This window comes from Streptomyces sp. JLBJ103 (assembly GCF_058215575.1).
This window is the reverse complement of record NZ_CM177089.1, coordinates 2,310,585-2,332,797: the sequence shown is the minus strand read 5'-3', so window position 1 is coordinate 2,332,797 and position 22,213 is coordinate 2,310,585. Positions and strand designations below refer to the sequence as shown.

12 protein-coding genes are annotated in these 22,213 nt (G+C 70.2%); 2 read left to right on the top strand and 10 right to left on the bottom strand.

Annotated features, from left to right (window positions below; genetic code table 11):
* Positions 1-34 precede the first annotated feature (34 nt).
* From treS to AC4BEG_RS09950, 3 genes are all read right to left on the bottom strand, one after another.
* Positions 35-1,771 carry a maltose alpha-D-glucosyltransferase gene (treS, locus tag AC4BEG_RS09960; RefSeq protein ID WP_490705529.1) on the bottom strand — a complete coding sequence of 579 codons (1,737 nt, stop codon included), beginning with the start codon at positions 1,769-1,771 and terminating at the stop codon, positions 35-37.
* Positions 1,768-3,762 carry an alpha-1,4-glucan--maltose-1-phosphate maltosyltransferase gene (locus AC4BEG_RS09955; RefSeq protein ID WP_490705528.1) on the bottom strand — a complete coding sequence of 665 codons (1,995 nt, stop codon included), beginning with the start codon at positions 3,760-3,762 and terminating at the stop codon, positions 1,768-1,770. Before AC4BEG_RS09955 ends, treS begins: the two co-directional genes overlap by 4 nt.
* A gap of 278 nt (positions 3,763-4,040) precedes the next feature.
* On the bottom strand, positions 4,041-5,294 hold the full coding sequence (locus tag AC4BEG_RS09950) for a S8 family peptidase (RefSeq protein WP_490705527.1): 1,254 nt from the start codon (positions 5,292-5,294) through the stop codon (positions 4,041-4,043).
* A 610-nt stretch (positions 5,295-5,904) separates the two neighbouring features.
* On the opposite strand from AC4BEG_RS09950, the gene AC4BEG_RS09945 reads away from it, so the two are divergent.
* Both AC4BEG_RS09945 and AC4BEG_RS09940 read left to right on the top strand, forming a co-directional pair.
* Positions 5,905-6,066: a hypothetical protein gene (locus AC4BEG_RS09945; protein WP_490705526.1), complete on the top strand. Its 162-nt coding sequence runs from the start codon at positions 5,905-5,907 to the stop codon at positions 6,064-6,066.
* Positions 6,067-6,216: 150 nt separating this feature from the next.
* Positions 6,217-7,803 carry a substrate-binding domain-containing protein gene (locus AC4BEG_RS09940; RefSeq protein WP_490705525.1) on the top strand — a complete coding sequence of 529 codons (1,587 nt, stop codon included), beginning with the start codon at positions 6,217-6,219 and terminating at the stop codon, positions 7,801-7,803.
* On the opposite strand, the gene AC4BEG_RS09935 is transcribed toward AC4BEG_RS09940, so the two are convergent.
* The 7 genes from AC4BEG_RS09935 to glgX form a co-directional block, all read right to left on the bottom strand.
* Positions 7,800-9,479, bottom strand: a complete 1,680-nt coding sequence (locus tag AC4BEG_RS09935) for a M4 family metallopeptidase (RefSeq protein ID WP_490705524.1) — start codon at positions 9,477-9,479, stop codon at positions 7,800-7,802. The two genes, AC4BEG_RS09940 and AC4BEG_RS09935, sit on opposite strands and share 4 nt — an antisense overlap.
* Positions 9,480-9,621: 142 nt before the next feature.
* Positions 9,622-11,271, bottom strand: coding sequence for a M4 family metallopeptidase (locus tag AC4BEG_RS09930; RefSeq protein WP_490707040.1), 1,650 nt, complete (start codon positions 11,269-11,271; stop codon positions 9,622-9,624).
* Positions 11,272-11,701: 430 nt separating this feature from the next.
* Positions 11,702-13,933, bottom strand: a complete 2,232-nt coding sequence (locus AC4BEG_RS09925; RefSeq protein ID WP_490707039.1) for a M4 family metallopeptidase — start codon at positions 13,931-13,933, stop codon at positions 11,702-11,704.
* Between the two features lie 460 nt (positions 13,934-14,393).
* On the bottom strand, positions 14,394-15,599 hold the full coding sequence (locus AC4BEG_RS09920) for a hypothetical protein (protein ID WP_490705523.1): 1,206 nt from the start codon (positions 15,597-15,599) through the stop codon (positions 14,394-14,396).
* 331 nt (positions 15,600-15,930) lie between these two features.
* Positions 15,931-17,829, bottom strand: coding sequence for an ABC transporter ATP-binding protein (locus AC4BEG_RS09915; RefSeq protein ID WP_490705522.1), 1,899 nt, complete (start codon positions 17,827-17,829; stop codon positions 15,931-15,933).
* Positions 17,826-19,661, bottom strand: coding sequence for an ABC transporter ATP-binding protein (locus tag AC4BEG_RS09910; RefSeq protein ID WP_490705521.1), 1,836 nt, complete (start codon positions 19,659-19,661; stop codon positions 17,826-17,828). Before AC4BEG_RS09910 ends, AC4BEG_RS09915 begins: the two co-directional genes overlap by 4 nt.
* Before the next feature lie 34 nt (positions 19,662-19,695).
* Positions 19,696-22,077 carry a glycogen debranching protein GlgX gene (gene glgX / locus AC4BEG_RS09905; RefSeq protein WP_490705520.1) on the bottom strand — a complete coding sequence of 794 codons (2,382 nt, stop codon included), beginning with the start codon at positions 22,075-22,077 and terminating at the stop codon, positions 19,696-19,698.
* Positions 22,078-22,213: the final 136 nt, after the last annotated feature.

The following is a 22,213-nucleotide window of genomic DNA, read 5'->3' as shown; positions in this document are numbered from 1 at the left end:
GGTGGCCGAAAGTCGATGGGCCGGGCCCGGGGGCTCAGCCGGCCCAGTGTGCGGCGGTCTCGTTGCGCCGCAGCCGGAACCAGTAGAAGCCGTGCCCGGCCAAGGTCAGCAGATACGGCAGCTCGCCGATGGCCGGGAAGCGGACCCCGCCGATCAACTCGACCGGGTGGCGTCCGGCGAAGGACTGGAGGTCCAGCTCGGTGGGCTGGGCGAAGCGCGAGAAGTTGTGCACGCACAGCACCAGGTCGTCCTCGCCGTCCCGGGCGGTGGGCGCCTCGCGCAGGAAGGCGAGCACGGCCGGGTTGGAGGAGGGCAGTTCGGTGAAGCTGCCCAGACCGAAGGCCGGGTTCTGCTTACGGATCTCGATCATCCGCCGGGTCCAGTGGAGCAGTGAGGAGGGGCTGCTCATGGACGCTTCCACATTGGTGACCTGGTAGCCGTAGACCGGGTCCATGATGGTCGGCAGGAACAGCCGCCCCGGGTCGCAGGAGGAGAAGCCCGCGTTGCGGTCGGGGGTCCACTGCATGGGGGTGCGGACGGCGTCGCGGTCGCCGAGCCAGATGTTGTCGCCCATGCCGATCTCATCGCCGTAGTAGAGGATCGGCGAGCCGGGCAGGGACAGCAGCAGCGCGGTGAACAGCTCGATCTGGTTGCGGTCGTTGTCCAGCAGGGGCGCCAGCCGCCTGCGGATGCCGATGTTGGCGCGCATCCGCGGATCCTTGGCGTACTCCGCGTACATGTAGTCGCGCTCTTCGTCGGTGACCATCTCGAGCGTCAGCTCGTCGTGGTTGCGCAGGAAGATGCCCCACTGACAGCCGGACGGAATGGCCGGGGTCTTGGAGAGGATCTCCGAGACCGGATAGCGCGATTCGCGCCGCACCGCCATGAAGATGCGCGGCATCACCGGGAAGTGGAACGCCATATGGCATTCGTCGCCGCCCACCGCGTAGTCGCCGAAGTAGTCGACGACGTCTTCCGGCCACTGATTGGCCTCGGCCAACAGCACGGTGTCGGGGTAGTGGGCGTCGATCTCCGCCCGGACGCGCCGGAGCATCTCATGTGTCCGGGGCAGGTTTTCGCAGTCGGTGCCTTCCTCGGCATACAGATACGGGACGGCGTCGAGTCGGAATCCGTCGATACCGAGGTCCAGCCAGAAGCGCAGGGCGGCCAGTACTTCTTCCTGGACGGCTGGGTTCTCGAAGTTGAGGTCCGGCTGGTGCGAGAAGAAGCGGTGCCAGTAGTACTGCTTGCGTACTGGATCAAAGGTCCAGTTGGAGGTCTCGGTGTCGACGAAGATGATGCGGGCGTCCTGGTACTGCTTGTCGTCGTCGGCCCAGACGTAGTAGTCGCCGTAGGGTCCGTCCGGATCGCTGCGGGACTCCTGGAACCACGGATGCTGATCGCTGGTGTGATTCATGACAAAATCGATGATCACGCGCATCCCGCGCTGATGCGCGGCGTCGACGAACTCGACGAAGTCGGCGAGGTCACCGAACTCCGGCAGTACGGCCGTGTAGTCCGACACGTCGTAGCCGCCGTCCCGCAGCGGTGAGGCGAAGAACGGCGGCAGCCAGAGACAGTCCACGCCCAGCCACTGGAGATAGTCCAGTTTGGCCGTGAGTCCCTTGAGGTCGCCGATGCCGTCGCCGTTGCTGTCCTGGAAGGAGCGGACCAGGACCTCGTAGAAGACGGCGCGCTTGAACCAGTCGGGGTCACGGTCCTTGGCGGGCGTGTCCTCGAAGGTGTCCGGCACGGGCTCGTTGACGATCATGGTGTGGGTGACCCTCCGATCGGTGAGGACGGTCGCAGGGAGAAGATGTGCGCGGGGGCCATTTCACGCCCCGGCTCCAGGCGCACATAGTTATCCCTGCCCCAGTGATAGGTCTCGCCGGTGAGCTCGTCGCGCACCGGGACGGACTCGTGCCACTCCAGGCCGAGTTCCGGCATGTCCAACGACACCGTCGCCTCCTGGGTGTGGTGTGGGTCCAGGTTGACGACGGTCAGGACGCACGAGTCGCCCGCGCGCTTGGAGTAGACGATGACGGACTCGTTGTCGGCGTGGTGGAATCTGAGGTTGCGCAGCCGGCGCAGGGCCGGATGGCGGCGGCGCACCCGGTTCAGCCGGGTGATCAGCGGGGTGAGGGTACGGCCCGCGCGCTCGGCCGCGGCCCAGTCGCGCGGCCGCAGCTGGTACTTCTCCGCATCCAGGTACTCCTCGCTCCCGGCGCGCAGCGGGGTGTTCTCGCACAGCTCGTAGCCCGCGTAGACACCCCAAGTGGGGGAGAGGGTGGCGGCCAGCACCGCCCGCGCGGCGAAGGCCGGACGGCCGCCCTCCTGAAGGTAGGCGTGCAGGATGTCGGGGGTGTTCACAAAGAAGTTGGGCCGCATCCAGGCGGCCGCGTCCCCGGACAGCTCGGTGAGGTACTCGGTGAGCTCCTGCTTGGTGTTGCGCCAGGTGAAGTAGGTGTACGACTGCTGGAAGCCGATGGCGCCGAGGGTGTTCATCATCGCGGGGCGGGTGAACGCCTCGGCGAGGAAGAGCACATCGGGGTCGGTGCGGTTGATGTCCCCGATCACCTTCTCCCAGAACACCACCGGCTTGGTGTGCGGATTGTCCACCCGGAAGATCCGCACCCCGTGGGACATCCAGAACCGCAGGACCCGCTCGGTCTCCCGGACGATGCCGGGGAAGTCCCGGTCGAAGGCGATCGGATAGATGTCCTGGTACTTCTTGGGCGGGTTCTCGGCGTAGGCGATGGTGCCGTCGGCACGCCGGTGGAACCACTCGGGGTGCTTGTCCACCCAGGGGTGGTCCGGTGAGCACTGGAGCGCGAAGTCCAGCGCCACTTCCATCCGCAGCTCGCGCGCCCGTGCCACGAAGTGGTCGAAGTCCTCCAGGGTGCCGAGGTCGGGGTGGATCGCGTCGTGTCCGCCGTCGGCCGAGCCGATCGCCCAGGGGGAGCCCACGTCGAACGCGCCCGCGGAGAGCGTGTTGTTGGGCCCCTTGCGGAAGGCGGTGCCGATGGGGTGGACCGGCGGCAGATAGACCACGTCGAAACCGGCGGCGGCGACGGCGGGCAGCCGTTCGGCGGCGGTGCGCAGGGTGCCGCCGACCGGTCTGCGCCCCTCGACGACCTTGGCCCCCTCCGAGCGCGGGAACAGCTCGTACCACGAACCGAACAGCGCGCGCTCCCGCTCGACCTGGAGCGGCATCGGACGTGAGGAGGTCACCAACTCGCGCAGCGGATGGCGGTCCAGGGCGTCGGTGACCTCGGGGTCGAGGGCGGCGGCGAGCCGGTCGGCCACCGGACGCCGCTCGTCGCGCAGTCCGTCGACCGCGCCCAGCACGGCCTCCCGGCCATCGTTCTTGGGCACTCCGGCCGCGGCGCTCTCGTGTAGCACGGCGCCTTCCTCCAGGACGAGATCGGTGTCGATCCCGGCCGGAATCTTGATCCGGGCGTGCTGCCGCCAGGTGGCGATCGGGTCGCTCCACGCCTCGACCGTGTACGACCAGCGGCCGGGGGCACCGGGGGTGATCTCGGCGCCCCAGCGGTCGGTACCGGGGGCGAGTTCGCGCATCGGGGTCCAGGGGCCGATGCGTCCGGCGGGGTCGCGGAGGATGACATTGGCGCTGACCGCGTCGTGGCCCTCCCGGAACACAGTGGCACTGACCTCGAAGGTCTCGTCCACCACCGCCTTGGCGGGGCGGCGGCCGCAGTCGATCAGCGGGCGGATGTCCAGGACGGGAATGCGACCGATCATAGGATCACCTGACGGCGTTGCGGGTGTATGTACTTCGGCGGCTTTTGTCCTTTGTATCGGTTCTGTCGCCGGGCGACGGGTTGCGGGCATGACAGCTCCTGTCCGCGTTCACTCTGGTGGGCGGATGGGGTCGGCCATGGGGGGCGCGCTGGGACAGCCTTCCCATACGGCACCGGGCGACAATCCGCGTTCCCGTGAACTACCGGTTCGTAACGCCGGGTACACGGACCGGCCCCGCGCGTGGCGGGGCCGTCCAGTGGGATGAGCATGCCGGTACGTCAGTTGGCCACCCGGAGTAGACGGTTCGGGGAACCGGGGCCCGCGTTCCGTACCGCGCCCGTGGCCGACGCGGCCGTCAGCGCCGCCCTCACCCGGTCCGGGGAGGCCGACCGGTGGGCGGCCAGATACAGCGCGGCGGCACCCGCCGCGTGGGGCGCCGCCATCGAGGTGCCGGAGCGGGTGGCCGCCGCCGTGTCGCTCGTGTGCGACGCCGAGACGATCCGCTCACCGGGCGCGAACAGGTCAAGCCCGGGGCCCCAGTTGGAGAACTCCGGGCGCCGGTCGAAGCGGTCACTCGCCCCGACCGTGATGGCTTCCCGCACCCGGCCGGGGGAGGAGGAACCCGCGCCCAGGCCCTCGTTGCCCGCCGCGATCGTGAAGGTGAGCCCGGCGGCGATCGCGGTCCGCACCGCCGCGTCCCACGCGGGCACCGGTGCCGGATCCGTCGTCCCCAGGCTCAGATTGACGACCGCGGGCCGCACGGCGTGCCGCAGCACCCAGTCGAGCCCGGCCAGTACCTGCGCGCTGGTGCCCCGGCCCCGGTCGTCCAGCACCCGGACGGCCACCACATCGGCGCGCTTGGCCACTCCGTAGCGGGTGCCCGCCGCGGTGGCGGCCACATGGGTGCCATGGCCGTTGCCGTCCTCGGCCACCGGATCGTCGTCGACGAAGTCCCAGCCGGAGCGGGCCCGGCCGCCGAAGTCCCGGTGGGAGGTGCGCACCCCGGAGTCGACGACGTAGACCGTGACACCGCGCCCGCCGTCCGCGGGCGCGGTGTACGCCCCGTCCAGCGTCGGTTCCGGTGCTCCGTCGGGGCCTGCGTCCGGCTGGTCGATCCGGTCCAGACCCCAGGACGGCGGATAGGGCTGGGTCCGCGGGGCCGTCCGCGGCGCGGAGACCGCGCGCAGCGACACCTCGGCGTCCGGGGTCACCGAGGCCACCGCCGGATCCGCCGCGAGCCGTCTCGCCTGTGCCTGGTCCGCCCGTATCGCAAAGCCGTTGAGCGCGGTGCGATAGGTGCGGCGGATACGCACGCCATAGCGCTCCACGGTCTCCCGGCCGTGTACGGAGGAGGCCGACGGCGCCCCCGGCCCGTGCCTCAGCGCGACGATGTAGCCGCCGTCCACCGCCGCGCCCTGGACCGGGCCCCGGGCGGGGACGGCCTGGGCGGGTGGCGCCAGTGCCAGGACCACCGCCGCGGCGGCGGCAAGCGCCCCGGCCGTCCGGCGGCGGTGCCCACGCGGATGTGCCATGGATCGATCCCCCTCCCCGAGTCGACGTGCGTCAGCGTCTCGTGACGGCAAAGATCCGGACAAGGGCGCACCCGGGGGCGGAATCGGCCATATCGACCGCGCGTGCAGCGGGGAGGGGTGCGGTGGTCACCGGCCTTTCTCCCGCGTACGGTCCGCTCGCACGCGGTGCTCAGCGCGCCCCGAGCCGCTCGCGGGACGCGCGCTCCGGCGCGCCGGACAGCCGGACGCGGAGGGCCGGAGCCTCTACCAGGGCCCGCTCGCCCACTTGGCTGAACCGGGCCTGATCGCCTTGCCCCCGAAATCCACGGCGGAGGTGACGGGCATGCTGCTGCGATGACGCGGTCAACGCGCTGACCCGCCGGGCGCGTTGGGGCTAGTCTGGTGGTGGACCACGGAGCAACGGGGGAGTTGCACCCCATGTCCGACGTCATGTGGTGCACAAAAATAGCCGGTCGGCAGGCCGGAAGGCTCGGTCCCGCAGGGCGAAGCCCTGTGGAGCGTATTGAGATCTTGGACGTCGGCAGGACCTCAGCTGACCACGGTGTAAGAGGTGGTCGGGCTGAGCCTGCCGGGCCCCAGTTCGACCACCCGATGGAGGGGTTGAGAACTGGTGGACTGGGACACCATCACCCTGCTCGTGCTCGCGGCCTTCGGTCTGGCCGGGCTCGTGCTGACGCTGGCAGCGGAGATCCTGTCCAAGATTCCCGCGGTGATCGAGGCATGGCGCCGGGTCCGTACCGCATGGCGCGAAGGAGACGACGGCTCCCGATGACAACCGTCCGGCGGCCGGCTCGACCACAACCGGGCGAGCGGGGTTGAACGTTCGGAGAACTCCGCATGAGAGGTGGGCGACATCGGCGCCGGCCCCGCCACAGGCACATACATTCGCCCCCTGAAGCCATTCCATGCACGGGGGGACACCATGAAGTGGCTGGAACAACTACTGGCTCCAGAGAATCTGCTGGCGCTGCTGGGCGTTGTCGTCACGGTCGGTGGGCTCTCGTACGAGCGGCTGATCCCGGGGCGGAAGCGCATCGGGTACCGCGTGCAGATGGACACGCTGATAGACGACAGCACCCACGACGGGCCCATCCATCAGCGGCTGCGGATGCTGGAGAACACCCCGGATCTGGCCGGGGCCTCCCTGGTGCTGCTGAGGATCGAGAACGACGGGTTCCGCGGCATCGACGTCGACGACTACATCACCGCGCCCTCGACCGAGCACCGCGGGCTGACCGCCACCTTCCCCAACCGCGTCGTCCGGGATGTCGCGGTCACCGAGCCCAGCCATCCGGATCTGCTCCGGTATCTGCCGCAGAACGGCACGGCGGAGCGTCCGGGGCTCATCTGCCGTGACAATGAGATCGCGCTGCCGAGCGTTCCGCTGAACAAGGGCGATCACTTCAAACTGCTGGTGCTGCTGACCGGGGCCGGGACCGATCAGCCACCCCATGTCGGCGGGCGGATCAAGGAAGGCCGGGTCCGCAACAACGAGAAGTTCCGGCGGCCCAGCAACCGGGTGCTCGGGCTCATCGGCAGTCTGCTCGCGCTGCTGATCCTCCAGCCCTTCGGCTACCAGCTGGCGCGGGAGGAGCCGCTGCCGCGCGGCTGTGCCGCGGGCACTCTGACCGTCGTCGGATCCACCGCGTTCGAGCCGGTGGCCGAGGACCTGGGCCGGGCGTACCACGCCGACTGCGCGGACGCCGCCGTGCGGGTGGAGGCGCAGGGCAGCGGCAGGGGCGCGGGCACCCTCCGCGGGGCCGGGGACGCTGCCGGGGGCGGATTCCCGCCGTATCTTTCCTTCTCCGACGGACGGCAGGGCAACGCGGACCGGCGGCTGAAGGAGCGTCTGGTCGCCCTGTCCGTCTTCACCCTGGTGGTCCACAAGGACGTACCGGTCAAAGACATCTCGCTCGCGGAGCTGCGCCGGATCCACGCCGGAAAGGTGACCCGCTGGCGCGGAACCGATCTGCCGGTCCGGCTGGTGAGCCGGGACGCGAAGTCCGGGACCCGCGGGGTGTTCGAGGACCGGGTGCTCGGCGGCAACGAGGTCTCGCGCACCTCGGACGACTGCCGCACACCGAAGTTCGCCCACGACCGGGTGGTCCGCTGTGAACTCGACAGCACCCGCGAGGTGCTCGACACCGTGGCCCGCACCCCGGGCGCCATCGGCTACGCCGAACTGCACAGCGCCGAGGTGAGCGCGGCCCGCGGCCGGGTGCGGCTGCTGAGCCTGGACGGACGGCGGGCCTCGACCGATGCCGTGCGGGACCGGAGTTATCCGTTCTGGGAGCCCGAGTACGCCTATACGTACGCCGCGCCGCCCGCCAACTCCCTGACCTCCAAGTTCCTGGACTATCTGGCCGGGGACACCGGGCGGAACATCGTCGAGAGCCATGGCCATCTGCCGTGCTCGGTCCCGGAGAACCTCACGGCGTGCCGGGACGCCGGTGCCGTCCGGCGGGCGGGAGCCGGGCGGGCCGGGGAAGCCCGCCCGGCCGGGGACTAGGTGACGTTCACGCCGCCCCAGGCGTTGTCGACCGCCTTGTACTCGGCGCTGTTCGCGCCGTACAGGGCCTTGGCCGCCTTGAGGGTGGCGGTACGGGCCTTGGCGTAGTTGGTGGTCGAGGTCATGTACGTGGTGAGCGCCTTGTACCAGATCTGCTCGGCCTTGGAGCGCCCGATGCCCTTGACGGTGCGGCCGTCCTTGGTCGGGCTGTCGTAGGTCACCCCGCCGATGACCTTCCGCCCGCTGCCCTCGGCCAGCAGGTAGAAGAAGTGGTTGGCGATACCGGAGGTGAAGTGCGGGTCGTCCTCGCCGACGCCGGACTTCCAGTAGTCGTAGGAGTAGCCGTCCTTGCTCGGCTTGTCCATGTAGCGCAGCGGGGTGCCGTCGCCGTTGATGTCGATCTTCTCGCCCATGAGGTAGTCGCCGGGGTCCTTGGCGTTCTTGGCGTAGAACTCGACCGCCGTGCCGAAGATGTCGGAGGTGGCCTCGTTCAGCCCGCCGGACTCACCGCTGTACTCCAGATTGGCGGTGGCGGAGGTCAGACCGTGACTCATCTCGTGGCCCGCGACATCGAGCGAGGTGAGCGGCTTCTTGTTGTCCTCGCCGTCGCCGTAGGTCATGCAGAAGCACTCGTCGTCCCAGAACGCGTTCTGGTACGCGTTGCTGAAGTGGACGCGGGAGTAGGCGGCCTTGCCGTTGTTCCGGATGCCGTTGCGGTGCAGGACCTTCTTGTAGTAGTCCCACGTCATGGCGGCGCCGTAGTGGACATCCACGGCGGCGGTCTGCGCGATGGTGGGCCTGCCGTTGCCCCAGACGTTGTTGGCGTCCAGGAACTTCGACCCCTTGCCCTCTTCCTTGTGCTTGAGGTTGTAGGTCATATGGCCACCGCGGGCGGTGTCCTTCATCAGCCACTGGCTGCCGCTCTTGACGGTGCCGACGGTGACCTTGCCGTTGTGCTGGCCGGTACCGGTGCCGGTCTCGATGGCCTCGTAGGCGTAGAGCTTGGCGCCGGTGTCGGCGTCGGTGATGATGTGCGTCCGGCTCGGGGTGCCGTCCTTCCGCACACCGCGCACCACGGTCTCGTAGGCGAGCACCGGCTTGCCGGTGGCGGCCCAGATCACCTTGCGGGGCGCGCGCTCGGTCGCGGCCTGCGGACCGGCCTGGGACTTCGCGGCCTTCAGCGCGGACCGCTGGGCGCCGGAGGGGGCGATGGTGGCGCGGGTGTCGGACACCGCGATCTTCGCGTCGGTGGCCTTGGTGACCCCTTCGGAGGCGCCGCCGGCGGAGGTGTGCACGACCAGGTCGCCACCGAGGACGGGGAGGCCGTCGTAGGTGCGCTCGTAGCGGGTGTGGACGGTGCCGTCGGCGTCCTTGACGACGTCCCGGACGACCAGCTTCTCCTTGCCGCCGAGACCCAGCGACTTCGCGGTGGACACCGTGGTGGCGCCCGCCTCGCGGAGCAGCTCGGCGCGGGCCGAGGCGGAGAGCGTCAGGGTCTGGGAGCCGGCGGCGGTGGCAGTGGCGCGGGTCTTCGGGGTGGCCGCGTCCGCGGAGCCGGTGGTGAAACCGGCGGCGAGGAGGGAGACGGCCACGGCCGCCGCTCCGGCGGCGAGGGTGGTGCGCGAGCGTCTGCGACGGGAAATGCCGGATATGACAGACGACGAGCGTGAATCCACGCGTATCTCCAGTTGTCATGGGGAGTTGGGTGTCATGCCGCCCAACGTGGCAAAGAGTGGGCTTTGCCATGTACAAAACATAACCGGTGTCCGGGGCGGATGCCCCGGACACCGGCTGTGTTTGTGCGTAACGCGCTTGGTTTTACTTGACGTTGACCCCGGCCCAGGCGGCGGCCACGGCCTTGGACTCGGCACCGTCGGCGCCGTAGAGGTCGTTGGCGGCCTTCACGGTCGCCTCACGGGCGGCCTTGTAGTCCGTGGTGGACGTCATGTACGTGGTGAGCGCCTTGTACCAGATCTTCTCGGCCTTGTCCCGGCCGATGCCCTCGACCTTGGAGCCGTCCGAGGTCGGGCTGTCGTACTTGACGCCGTTGATCTCCTTGGCGCCGCTGCCCTCGGAGAGCAGGTAGAAGAAGTGGTTGGCGACACCGGAGGAGTAGTGCACGTCCTGGTTGCCGACATCGTCGGACCAGTTGTCCGCGGACTGGCCGTCCTTGCTCGGCTTGTCCATGTAGCGCAGCGGGGTGCCGTCGCCGTTGATGTTGATCTCTTCGCCGATGAGGTAGTCGCCGACGTCCTTGGCGTTCTTGGCGGAGAACTCCGCCGAGGTGCCGAAGATGTCGGAGGTGGCCTCGTTGAGGCCGCCGGACTCACCGGTGTACTCCAGACCGGCGGTCTTGGAGGTGACTCCGTGGGACATCTCGTGCGCCGCGACGTCGAGGGCGGTCAGCGGAGCCTTGTTGCCCTCACCGTCGCCGTACGTCATGCAGAAGCAGCTGTCGTCCCAGAAGGCGTTGACGTAGTTCTGGCCGTAGTGGACCCGGGAGGACGCGCCCTTGCCGTCGTCGGCGATGCCGTTGCGGCCGTGCACGTTCTTGTAGTAGTCCCAGGTGACGGCGGCACCGTACTGGGCGTCGACACCCGCGGTCTGCGGGTCGTCGGCCTTGCCGTTGCCCCACTTGTCGTCGTCGTCGGTGAACGCCTTGCCCTCGCCGTCCTCCGCGTTCTCGAGGTTGGTGGTCTTGTGGCCACCGCGGTCGGCGTCGGTCAGCGTGAAGCCGCTGCCCTCCTTGGAGGTGCCGATGTCCACCGAACCGGAGTACATGCTCTCGCCGCTGCCGGTCTTGATGCCCTGGAACTCGAAGAGCTTCTTGCCGGTGGCGGCGTCGGTGATGACGTGCAGCTGGTTGGGCGTGCCGTCCTTCTGGACACCGCCGACGACGGTCTCGTAGGCCAGCACCGGCTTGCCGTTGGCGGCCCAGACGACCTTGCGCGGGGTCTCGGCGGTGGCCTTCTTGCTGCCGTCGGCCTTGGCCAGCTTGGCCGCGGCCTTGGCGGCGGTGGTCGGGGCGACCTCGGCGGAGGTGGTGGCGACCTTGATGGTGGCCTTGGTGGCCTTGGTGACGCTTCTGGCGTCGCCGCCCTTCTTGCCCTTGGCCTCGTGGACGATCAGGTCGCCGCCGAGGACGGGCAGACCGGCGTAGGTGCGGTCGTACCGGGTGTGGACGGTGCCGTCCGCGTCCTTCATGACGTCCTTGACGACCAGCTTCTCCTTGGCACCCAGGCCAATGGACTTCGCGGTGTCCGCCTTGGTGGCGTTGGCGTCGCGCATCAGCTCCGCGCGGACCGACGCGGTCATCTTGGCGGGCAGCGCGCCGGCGCGGACATCGTCCTTGGCCGGTGCGGCACCGGCCGAGCCGGCGGTCATTCCGGTGGCCAGCAGGGCCACCGCGGCGATCGCGGCACCGCCGACGATGGCCGAACGGCGCTTGCCGCGCTGGGATATGGGCATGGTGAACTTCTTGCTCACTGCGAACTCCTCATTGCTGTGGGGGGGTCAGCGCCGGGCAGCGGGGAAGTGCGGCCCGGTGCTGAACAAGAGGTGCAGGTGCGTAATGCCTCGGCAGACTGTCATACAAGTCGGGGACATGTCACGGGTTTGACGACAGGACGGCCGGAAAATGTTCGTTGAATGTTGATCAGTCTCCGGATACCGGATTCAACCCGGCAGGCAGCGGCCCCCGTCCGTGGGCCGCGACGGGGGCGCGAAGGGGCGTGCAAAGACTTGTTACGGCCAAGTAGCTCTGGTCCGGGGGAAGTCGGGAGCGCGGGGCGTACGCGGGCATGGAGGCGCCGCCAGGGGGAGTCGGGTCACCCCTGGCGGCGCCTGCTGTGTGGGAAGGGTCACACCCTCATCGGTCGCGGCTCATGCCGAACCACCGTCAGAAGGTGAGCTTCCAGCTGTTGATGTAGCCGGTGTCCTGCGCGTACACGTCCTGCACCTTGAGCTTCCAGGTCCCGGACGCGGCCTTGGACGAGGCGTCGACCGTGTAGGTGGTCTTCACATCGGCCGCCGAGTCCCAGATATTGGAGTCCTTCAGCCGGTACGCGGTGCCGTCCGGGGCGACCAGATCGATCACCAGGTCACCGCGGTAGCTGTGCACGATGTCCACGGCCACCTTCAGGCCGGCGGGGGCGTTCCCGGCCCGGCTCACCGTGATGGGCGAGGTGACGGCCGCGCCCGCGTCGGGGACGGCGACATCGGTGGTGTTCTCGAAGACACTGCCGCCGCCGGAGGTGTTCACGGTCCAGGTGAAGGAGGCGGTACCGGTCTTGCCCTGGGCGTCGGTCACCGTGACCTTCACCGCGCTGGAACCGGTGGCGGTCGGGGTGCCGGAGATCAGACCGGACGAGGAGTTGATCGACAGACCGGCGGGCAGCCCGGTGGCGGAGTAGCTCAGCGCGCCCGCGTTGGAACTGGTGGCCTTGATCTGGAGGCTGACCGGCTGGCCCACGATGCTGGTCTGGTCGCCGGGGCCGGTGACGGAGACGCCGTCGGCGATCCGGGTGCCGACGTTGACCCCGGCCCAGGCAGCCGCCACCGCGTTGTACTGCGCGCTGCTCTGGCCGAACAGCTCGCCGGCCGCCCACAGGGTGGCGTCACGCGCGCCCGCGTAGTTGGTGTTGGAGGTCATGCGCTGGCTCAGCGCCTTGAACCACACCTTCTCGGCGTTGGCCCGGCCGATTCCGGTCACCGGGACGTTGTCGTAGGTGGGGCTGTCGTACTTGACGCCGTTGATCTCCTTGGCGCCGCTGCCCTCGGAGAGCAGGTAGAAGAAGTGGTTGGCGATACCGGACGAGTAGTGCACGTCCACATTGCCGACCCCGGAGTACCAGCTGTCCTTGGAGGCCCCGTCCTTGCTGGGCTTGTCCATGTAGCGCAGCGGGGTGCCGTTGCCGTTGATGTCGATCTTCTCGCCGACCAGGTAGTCGCCCACGTCCTTGGTGTTGTTGGCGTAGAACTCGACGGCGGCGGCGAAGATGTCGGACGTGCCCTCGTTGAGGCCGCCGGACTCACCGCTGTAGACCAGCTTGGCGGTGGCCGCGGTGACTCCGTGCGTCATCTCGTGGGCCGCCACGTCGATGGAGGTGAGCGGCTTGGCGTTGCCCGAGCCGTCGCCGTAGGTCATGCAGAAGCAGCTGTCCTGCCAGAAGGCGTTGACGTAGTTGCTGCCGTAGTGGACCCGGGAGTACGCCCCGACCCCGTCGCCCCGGATGCCCGAACGTCCGTGGACGTTCTTGTAGTAGTCCCAGGTCTCGGCCGCGCCGTAGTGCGCGTCCACACCGGCGGTCGCGGCGTCTGAGGTGGTGCCGTTGCCCCAGGCGTCGTCGGCGTCGGTGAAGAGCGTGCCGGTGCCAGAGCTGCCGCCGTTGAGGTTGTACGTCTTGTGGCCGCCGCGGCCGCCGTCGGTCAGGTTGTACGAGCCGGAGCTGCCCGAGGTGCCGAGGGTGACCTGACCGCTGTACTGGCTGTTGCCGGTGCCGTTCTGGACGGCCTGGTACTGGTAGAGCTTCTTGCCGGTGGTGGCGTCGGTGATGACGTGGAGCTCGTTGGGGGTGCCGTCCTCCTGGAGGCCCCCGACCACGGTCTCGTACGCCAGGACCGGCGTGCCCTTCGCCGCCCAGATCACCTTGCGCGCGGCGCGGTCGGCCTCGGTCTTCCGTGAACCCTGCGCGTTCGCGGCCTTGACGGCGGCCTTCTCCGCGGTGGCGGCCTTGACGGCAGCGGTGGTGGTGGGAACCTTGACCCGGGCCTTGGTGGACTTGGCGATCGACTGCACCGCGCCGCTCTTCGCCCGGTCGATGACCAAGTCGCCACCGAGCACTGGCAGTCCGGCGTAGGTGCGCTCGTAGCGGGTATGGGTGGTGCCGTCGGCGTCCTTGATGACGTCCCGGACGACCAGCTTCTCCTTGGCGCCGAGGCCCAGGGTCCGGCCGGTGGCCCCGGTGGCGGACTCGGCCTGGCGCAGCAGCGCGGCGCGCTGGGCGGGGGAGAGCTTGACCGGCAGGGCGCCCGGGTCCGCCTTGGCGGACATCGTCCCGGCGGCGGGGCTTCCGCCCGAGCCGTCCGGGCGGGCGGACGCGGTGCCGGCCTGCACACCGACGGCGATCATCGCCGCGGCGGCGACGAGCGCGCCGCTCGCGACGGCGCGCCGTCCGGGTCTCTGGAAACCGGATCTGAGCTGCCGTTGGGGGAGTGATCTCACGCTGACTCCTTCTGCGCTGGCCGCGCGATGGCGCGGCCGGGACGACCGGGCGGCTGGGTCGCCGTCCGGGCAGGGCGAGGCAGAACAAGCAGAGCTTTGAGGTGCGTTGGGGGGTGGCTGTCATCGGTGCGGCGACAGGCGGTGGGACCGCTGTCTCAGCCGAGGGAAGAGTCCCACCGATCGATTGAACCTGTCAGGGTCGCGACAAAGATTGACCGGAAAGTGTCCGTTGACACCTGTGCTGTGTCCGTATTTCGAAGGACGTGGTGTTATTTCGGACGTTGTCGCTCGCACGGGCCCGCTCAGGGAGAAGGCGCCGCACCTGGGCTGGTGCGGCGCCTTCGGTTCCGGTGCTGATCGGGTCGGGTCAGTTGACGCAGCCTGCCACCGCCGGGGAGCTGCCGACACAGTTGTTGGGCGTGTTGGCCACCACGGGGCTGTTGTTCAGGGTGGTGGTGGCGGCGCTGTTGAAGATGCCCCCCGCGGTGGTGCCCGCCGTGTTCGTGGTCACCACGCTGTTGGTGAGAGCGGCGCTGCCGCCGGTGAGGGTCGCCAGGCCGCCCCCGGTGGTGCCCGCATCGTTGAGCCGGAAGACGGAGCTGGTGAGCCTGGTGGTCGCACTGTCGAAGGTCGCCAATCCGCCGCCGGACGTGGTCGCCTCGTTGGACTGGAAGACGGTGCTGCTGATCGTGGCGTCACCGTTGCCGTTGAAGTTGGCCAGCCCACCGCCGCGGTTCGCGGAGTTCTCCCTGAAGACGCTGCTGGAGAGTGTCAGTGTGCGGTCGTTGGCTACTCCGCCGCCGTCATCGCCGGCGGTGTTGCCGGAGAAGATGGTGCTCCTGATGGTCAGATTGCCGTCGTTGGCCAGCCCGCCGCCATTGCGATTCGCCGAGTTCGTGGTGAGGACACTGGACCGGATCGAGCCGGTGGTGCCGAAATCGAAGCCGAGGCCGCCGGAGAAATTGCCGTTGTTCAGGATCACCGTCGAGGAGGACAGATCGAGGGAGCCGCCGCCACTGATGCCGACACCGCCGCCGAATCCGGATGCGGTGTTCTCCCTGATGGTGCTCGCCGAAACGATGGCCGTGCCGTTGTTGAAGATACCGCCACCGTTGGTGGCCGTGTTGTCGATGATGAGGCTGCCTCGCTGGACGGTCAGCCTGCGGCCGGAATCGACGAGAATGCCTCCGCCGTCACCGCCGGAGTCGAGATCGCCGTTGCGTACGGTGAGCGTGTTGAGCGTGAGGGCACCGGCCGGGCCGCCCACCTCGAAGATGCGGAACAGAGGGGATCCGGGCGCTCGTTCGATGGTCGCGCCGTTGCCGTTGATGGTGACGGCGGCTGTGATCACGGGGAGACCGTTGGAGTCGTTGTCGACCGAGTCGAGGCTGTAGGTGCAGCCGGGGGCCAGGCTGATGGTCCCGCCGCTGATGTTGGCCGCGTCGATGGCGTCCTTGAGGTCCGAGACGGAGCAGCCGATGGGTGCGGCGGCCGCCGGGCTGGGCATGGTGGCCAGCCCGATGGCCAGCGCGATGGCGGAGAGGACTCCGCCGGCTCTGGGGGTGAATCTCACGGGTCACTCCTTGCTTCATGGAAAGCCTGGCTGGCTATTCCGAAGGCCGAGTTGAGACCATTGCGGATCCGTTGAGCCGGACGAAGGGGCAATGCCCGTGCTCATGGCGGTCTTCATCTCAGCCGGGTGACGAGACCACGTCGAGAGGCGTAGTAGTCCCGTTGAGCGAGATTGAACCCCTAGTTTTCATGAGGAAGAAGGCGTGAAATAACGTCTCCTGTTGCGAAAGTCGACAGCCTGACAATCGGATAAGGCATACGTGGCCGGTGTTCGCGCACCGGCGTACGCCTTTCCGGAAAGGGCGTCGGCGAACAGTTTACGGTTGCCGGGCTCATACGAGACTGTCCCGCCACGCCTGGTGCAGCGCGGCGAACCGGCCCTCGCCGGAGATGAGTTGATCCGGTGCGCCGTCCTCCACGATCCGGCCGCCGTCCATCACCAGCACCCGGTCGGCGATCTCGACGGTGGACAGCCGGTGCGCGATCACCACGGCGGTACGCCCGCGCAGCACCGTGTGCATGGCGCGCTGCACCGCCCGTTCGCCGGGGATGTCGAGGGAGGAGGTGGCCTCGTCCAGGATGAGCACCGACGGATCCGCGAGCAGCGCGCGGGCGAAGGCCACCAGCTGACGCTGACCGGCCGAGATCCGGCCACCGCGCTTGCGGACATCGGTGTCGTAGCCGTCGGGCAGAGCGGTGATGAAGTCATGGGCGCCGATCGCCTTGGCCGCCCGCTCGACTTCCGCGCGGGTGGCGTCCGGGCGGCCGATGGCGATGTTGTCGGCGACCGTGCCGGAGAACAGGAACGCCTCCTGCGTCACCATCACCACCCCGCGCCGCAGATCGGGGGTGGCGAGCTCACGCAGATCCACCCCGTCCAGCAACACTCGCCCCTCGGTGGGGTCGTAGAACCGGGCGAGCAGCTTGGCCAGGGTGGACTTGCCCGCGCCGGTGGCACCCACCACCGCCACCGTCTGCCCGGCGGGCAGCGTCAGCCCGAAGCGGGGCAGCACCTCCCCGCCGGTGCGGTAGGCGAAGCGCACCGCGTCGAAGATGACCTCCCGGCCGGGGGCGTCCGCCGGGCGTGGCGGCAGCGGCCGGGGGTCGGCGGGTTCGGGGACGGAGGGCCGCTGGGCCAGCAGACCCGCGATCTTCTCCAGCGAAGCGGCCGCCGACTGATAGGAGTTGAGGAACATCCCGAGCCGGTCGATCGGGTCGTAGAGCCTGCGCAGATAGAGCGCCGCCGCGGCCAGCACCCCGAGGGCGAGCCCGCCGGAGGCGACCCGGTAGGCGCCCCACAGCACGATCGCGGCCACCACCGTGTTGGCCACCAGCCGGGAGCCGACCACATAGCGGGCCATCTCCAGGATGGCGTCGCCGTTGGCCCGCTCATGGCGGTGGTTGAGCGCGCGGAAGCGGGCGTCGTTGGCGCGCTCACGGCGGAACGCCTGTACCGGGCGGATGCCGTTCATGGTCTCGGTGAACGCCACGATGACCGCGGCGATGGCGGTCGACCGCTTGCGGTACACCCGCATGGAGCGGCGCTGGAAGGAGCGGATCAGCAGATACAGCGGCCCGAAGGAGAGCACGGCCGCGCCGCCCAGACCCCAGTCCAGATACAGCAGCGTGACGGAGATGTAGACGGCCGACAGCGCGACGCCGAGCAGCTCCTCCAGACCCTCGTTGAGCAGTTCGCGCAGCGCCTCGACATCGGTGGTGGCACGCGAGATCAGCCGCCCGGAGGTGTAGCGCTCGTGGAAGTCGACGCTGAGCACCTGGGCATGGCGGAAGATCCGGCCGCGCAGCTCCAGCAGGACGTCCTGGCTGATCCGGGCCGAGGAGCGGATGAACGTGTACTGGAGGGCACCGGAGGCCAGGGCACAGCCCAGATAGCCCGCGCCGACGGCGATCAGCGGCCCCCGGTCGCCGTCGCGGAAGGCGGGCACCGCGCGGTCGATGGCGTACGCCACGAGCAGCGGACCGGCCTGGACGGCGGCCTGCTGGAGCAGCAGCAGAACGGTGGTCAGCCAGACGCGGGGGCGGTACGGGGAGAGCAGCGAGCGCAGCAGCGCGAACGAGGCGCCCTTGGGAGCGGGCAGCACATCGTGGTCGAACGGATCGCCCCCGGCCTGGTCCGCCAACCCGCCTGCGGGCGCGGTGCGTTCGGTGGCGGCACCACCGCCCTCCTCGTCGTCCTCGGCCGTCGGCGGGCCCGTCGCGGTCGTGGTCATCGGCCCTCCTCCCCCTCCTCACCCTCGTCTCCGGACATGAGCGACCGGTACTCGGCGCTGTCGCGCAGTAGTTGCTGATGGGTGCCGACGGCGGCGATCCGGCCCTCGGAGAGCAGCGCGACCCGGTCGGCGAGCAGCACGGTGGACGGGCGGTGGGCGACGACGAGCGCCGTCGTGGTGGCCAGCACCTGCCGCAGCGCGGCCTCCACCAGCGCCTCGGTGTGGACGTCCAGCGCGGACAGCGGATCGTCGAGCACCAGGAAGCGCGGGCGCCCGACGACCGCGCGGGCCAGCGCGAGCCGCTGCCGCTGTCCGCCGGACAGGCTCAGCCCCTGCTCGCCGACCTGGGTGCGGTCGCCCTCCGGCAGGGTGTGCACAAAGTCGGCCTGGGACACCTCCAGGGCGCGCAGCAGGTCGGCCCGCTCCGCGCCCTCCGCGCCCATCAGTACGTTCTCCCCGGCCGTCGCGGAGAACAGGGTGGGCTCCTCGAAGGCGACGGCGACCAGCGCGCGCAACTCCTCACGGGGGAGGGCGGTGATGTCCCGGCCGTCGAGGGTGATCCGGCCGCGGCTGGGCTCCTGGAGCCGCGGGACGAGGGCGGTCAGCGTGGTCTTGCCGGAGCCGGTGGCGCCGACCAGCGCCATGGTCTCGCCGGGACGGATGTGCAGATCCACACCGCGCAGCACCGGCGGGGCGTCCGCGGGCGCGTCGGCGTGAGCGAACTCCACGCCCTCGAAGCGCAGTCCGCCGCCGGACTGGTCCCGCTGCCGGGGCAGCACGGATGCGGCGGGCGCGGGCCGGTCGGCGGCCGCCGCCGGAACCTCGTCCATCACCTCGAAGTAGCGGTCGGTCGCGGTCGCCGCGTCCTGGCTCATCGCCAGCAGGAAGCCGAGCGACTCCACCGGCCAGCGCAGCGTCAGCGCCGTGGACAGAAAGGCCACCAGGGTGCCCGCGGACAGCTCGCCGTCGGCCACCCGCACCGTGCCCAGCACCAGCGCCGCGCCGATCGCCAGCTCCGGCAGCGTCATGATCAGCGCCCAGATGCTCGCCAGCAGCCCGGCCTTGCGCAGCTCGGTGGAGCGGACACCTTCCGACAGCGCCCGGAAGGCGCGGGCCTGGCTGCGATGGCGGCCGAAGCCCTTGACGATCCGGACGCCGAGCACCCCCTCCTCGACCACCGTCGTCAGATCGCCGGTCTGGTCCTGGACGGCGCGGGCGACGGTCGCGTAGCGCTTCTCGAAGTACGAGCAGAGGATCACCAGCGGCACCGCCGGGACCACCAGGACCAGCCCCAGTGTCCATTCCTGCGACAGCAGCAGCGCGAACCCCGCCAGCACGGTGACCCCGTTGACCACCAGGAAGGTGAGCGGGAAGGCCAGGAACATCCGCAGCAGCATCAGATCGGTCGTGGCGCGCGACAGCAGCTGACCGGAGGCCCAGCGGTCGTGGAAGGAGACCGGCAGCCGTTGCAGATGGCGGTACAGATCGGCGCGCATCTCCGCCTCGACGGACGCCAGCGGCCGCGCCACCAGCCAGCGCCGCAGTCCGAACAGCCCCGCCTCGGCCACTCCGAGCACCAGCAGCAGGGCGCCGCCCAGCCACACCCCGCCCGGCTCGCGGTCGGCGACCGGCCCGTCCACCATCCACTTGAGGACCAGCGGAATCGCAAGGCCCAGACAGGACGCCACGATGGCCACCGGGACCGCCGTGAACAGCCGCGCCCGCACCGGACGCACATACGGCCACAGCCGCAGCAGCGAGCGCGTGGCGGAGCGCCGCCGCGGGGCGGCATCACGCTCCTGGGCCCGGGGACGTTCACTGGTCGTTGGCATCAGGAGCGAGAGTACGGTTCACCACTGACAGCTCTCACTCGGTTTTTTGACGTAGGTCCGGGGTCCGGAGGGCGCGCAGCAGCAGCAGCGAGCGCTCCGGGAGCTCCAGGGACGCGCCCGCCGGATGGTGGGTGCCCGGGGGTGCGCCCTGGTCCTCGCGCGCGGTGTCGAGGAGGAGTTCATAACCCTGGGCCCACGGCGGACCGGGCAGGACGAAGGGCAGCGGTTCGGGTCCCGCGTGCAGCAGGGCGAGGAAGCTGTCATCGCTGACCAGGCCGCCGCGCGGATCGCGCTGCGGGAGATCGTGCCCGGAGAGGCAGACCCCCAGCGCGGTGGTCGGCGCGTACCAGTCCGCCTCGGTCATCTCGGTGCCGCGCGGGGTGAACCAGGCGAGGTCGCGCACCCCGTCCGAGGGCCGGGCCCGGCCGGTGAAGAACAGGGGGCGGCGCAGCACCGGATGGGCGCGGCGCAACCGGATCAGCCGCGCGGTCAGTTCGGTCAGCGCCGCCCAGCCGGGGTCCTCCAGCAGCGACCAGTCCACCCATCCGGTTTCGTTGTCCTGGCAGTACGCGTTGTTGTTGCCGCCCTGGGTGCGGCCGAGCTCATCGCCGGCCACCAGCATCGGCACCCCGGTGGACAGCAGCAGGGTGGACAGCAGATTGCGCAGCTGGCGGCGGCGGAGCGTGCGGACCTCCGGGTCGTCGGTCTCGCCCTCGGCGCCGCAGTTCCAGGAGCGGTTGTCATCGCTGCCGTCGCGATTGCCCTCCCCATTGGCCTCGTTGTGCTTGCGCTCGTAGGACACCAGGTCGCGCAGGGTGAAGCCGTCGTGGGCGGTGATGAAGTTGACCGAGGCGTACGGGCGGCGGCCGCCCCAGCCGTACAAGTCGCTGGAGCCGGACAGCCGGTAGCCGAGGTCGCGGACATCGGGGAGCGCACCGCGCCAGAAGTCCCGGACCGCGTCCCGGTAGTGGTCGTTCCACTCGGCCCACAGCGGGGGGAACGCGCCCACCCGGTAGCCCCCGGGCCCCACGTCCCACGGCTCGGCGATCAGTTTGACCCGGCGCAGCACCGGGTCCTGGGCGACGGCGGACAGGAACGGGGCGAGCATGTCGACGTCCTGCACGGTACGCGCCAGCGCACTGGCCAGATCGAAGCGGAACCCGTCCACCCCCATCTCGGTCACCCAGTAGCGCAGCGAATCGGTGATCAGCCGCAGCACCTGCGGCCGCAGGACATGCAGGGTGTTGCCGCAGCCGGTGACATCGGCGTAGCGGCGCGGATCCGGCTGGAGCCGGTAGTAGCCGGGGTTGTCGACCCCGCGCAGCGAGAGGGTGGGGCCGAGCTCACCGGCTTCGGCGGTGTGGTTGTAGACGACGTCGAGGATCACCTCGATCCCGGCGCTGTGCAGGGCGCGCACCATCGCCCGGAACTCGTCCACCTGCCGGCCGCGGGTGCCGGTCGCGGCGTAGGCGGCGTGCGGGGCGAAGTAGCCGATGGTGTTGTAGCCCCAGTGGTTGCGCAGCCCTCGGCGGAGCAGATGGTCCTCGTGGGCGAACTGGTGCACCGGCAGCAGCTCCACCGCCGTGACCCCGAGCCGGGTGAGGTGCTCGACGGCGGCGGGGTGGGCCAATCCGGCGTAGGTGCCGCGCAGTTCGGGCGGCACTCCGGGGTGGCGCATGGTGAAGCCGCGCACATGGAGCTCGTAGACGACCGTCTCGTCCCAGGGGGTGCCGGGGCGGCGGTCCTCCCCCTGGCCGCCGCCCCCGTCGCCGACGACCACCCCCTTGGGGACGTACGGGGCGGAGTCGCGGTCGTCGCGCACGGTGTCGGCCACCTGCTGCTGCGGCCAGTCCCGCACATGTCCGTAGACCTCCGGCGGAAGCGTGAACTCCCCGTCCACGGCGCGTGCGTAGGGATCCAGCAGCAGCTTCGCCGGATTCCAGCGGGCTCCGGTCCACGGGTCCCAGCGGCCGTGGACGCGGTAGCCGTAGCGGCGGCCGGGCAGTACCCCGGGGACGAAGCCGTGCCAGATGCCATGGGTCTGCTCGGTGAGCGGACATCGGGTCTCGGTGCCGTCCTCGTCGAACAGACACAGCTCGACGGCCTCCGCATCGCCCGCCCACAGCGCGAAGTTGGTGCCCGGCACCCCGCCCGGCCCCTGGCACACCCGCGCCCCCAGCGGCTCCGGACCGCCGGGCCAGGGCTCCGTGGCGGGAGCGGTGCGCGGGGCGGGCAGCGCCGCGGGGCGGCCGCCGTTGAGACCGTTGAGACCGGTGAGCGCTGCGGTGGCCGCCGTGGTGGCCGTCGCGCGGTGGCCGGGGACGTCCTCGTACTCGGCGGCCGGATACGGTGCCGGGCCGGCCTCCGGCTCCGGAGGCCCACCGGGCGCCGTCTCCTGCTGCGCTGCTTCGGACACATCGGCCTCCGGCGGCTCGCGGCGGCTCGCCCGCCCCGCCCCGGCGGGGGCACGGCGGGCAGCGCCTCATGGCGGGCCGGCGGCCCCGGCGGCGTCCCGTGCCGCGCGGAAGTGCCCCCGCCCTCGGACCTGTTCT

What these genes read in the sequence shown, in the direction of transcription:
- AC4BEG_RS09925 (WP_490707039.1), bottom strand. Translation starts at nt 13,933, where the DNA reads ATGATCGCCGTCGGTGTGCAGGCCGGCACCGCGTCCGCCCGCCCGGAC.
- AC4BEG_RS09950 (WP_490705527.1), bottom strand. Translation starts at nt 5,294, where the DNA reads ATGGCACATCCGCGTGGGCACCGCCGCCGGACGGCCGGGGCGCTTGCC.
- AC4BEG_RS09915 (WP_490705522.1), bottom strand. Translation starts at nt 17,829, where the DNA reads ATGACCACGACCGCGACGGGCCCGCCGACGGCCGAGGACGACGAGGAG.
- AC4BEG_RS09955 (WP_490705528.1), bottom strand. Translation starts at nt 3,762, where the DNA reads ATGATCGGTCGCATTCCCGTCCTGGACATCCGCCCGCTGATCGACTGC.
- treS (WP_490705529.1), bottom strand. Translation starts at nt 1,771, where the DNA reads ATGATCGTCAACGAGCCCGTGCCGGACACCTTCGAGGACACGCCCGCC.
- AC4BEG_RS09910 (WP_490705521.1), bottom strand. Translation starts at nt 19,661, where the DNA reads ATGCCAACGACCAGTGAACGTCCCCGGGCCCAGGAGCGTGATGCCGCC.
- AC4BEG_RS09930 (WP_490707040.1), bottom strand. Translation starts at nt 11,271, where the DNA reads ATGCCCATATCCCAGCGCGGCAAGCGCCGTTCGGCCATCGTCGGCGGT.
- AC4BEG_RS09940 (WP_490705525.1), top strand. Translation starts at nt 6,217, where the DNA reads ATGAAGTGGCTGGAACAACTACTGGCTCCAGAGAATCTGCTGGCGCTG.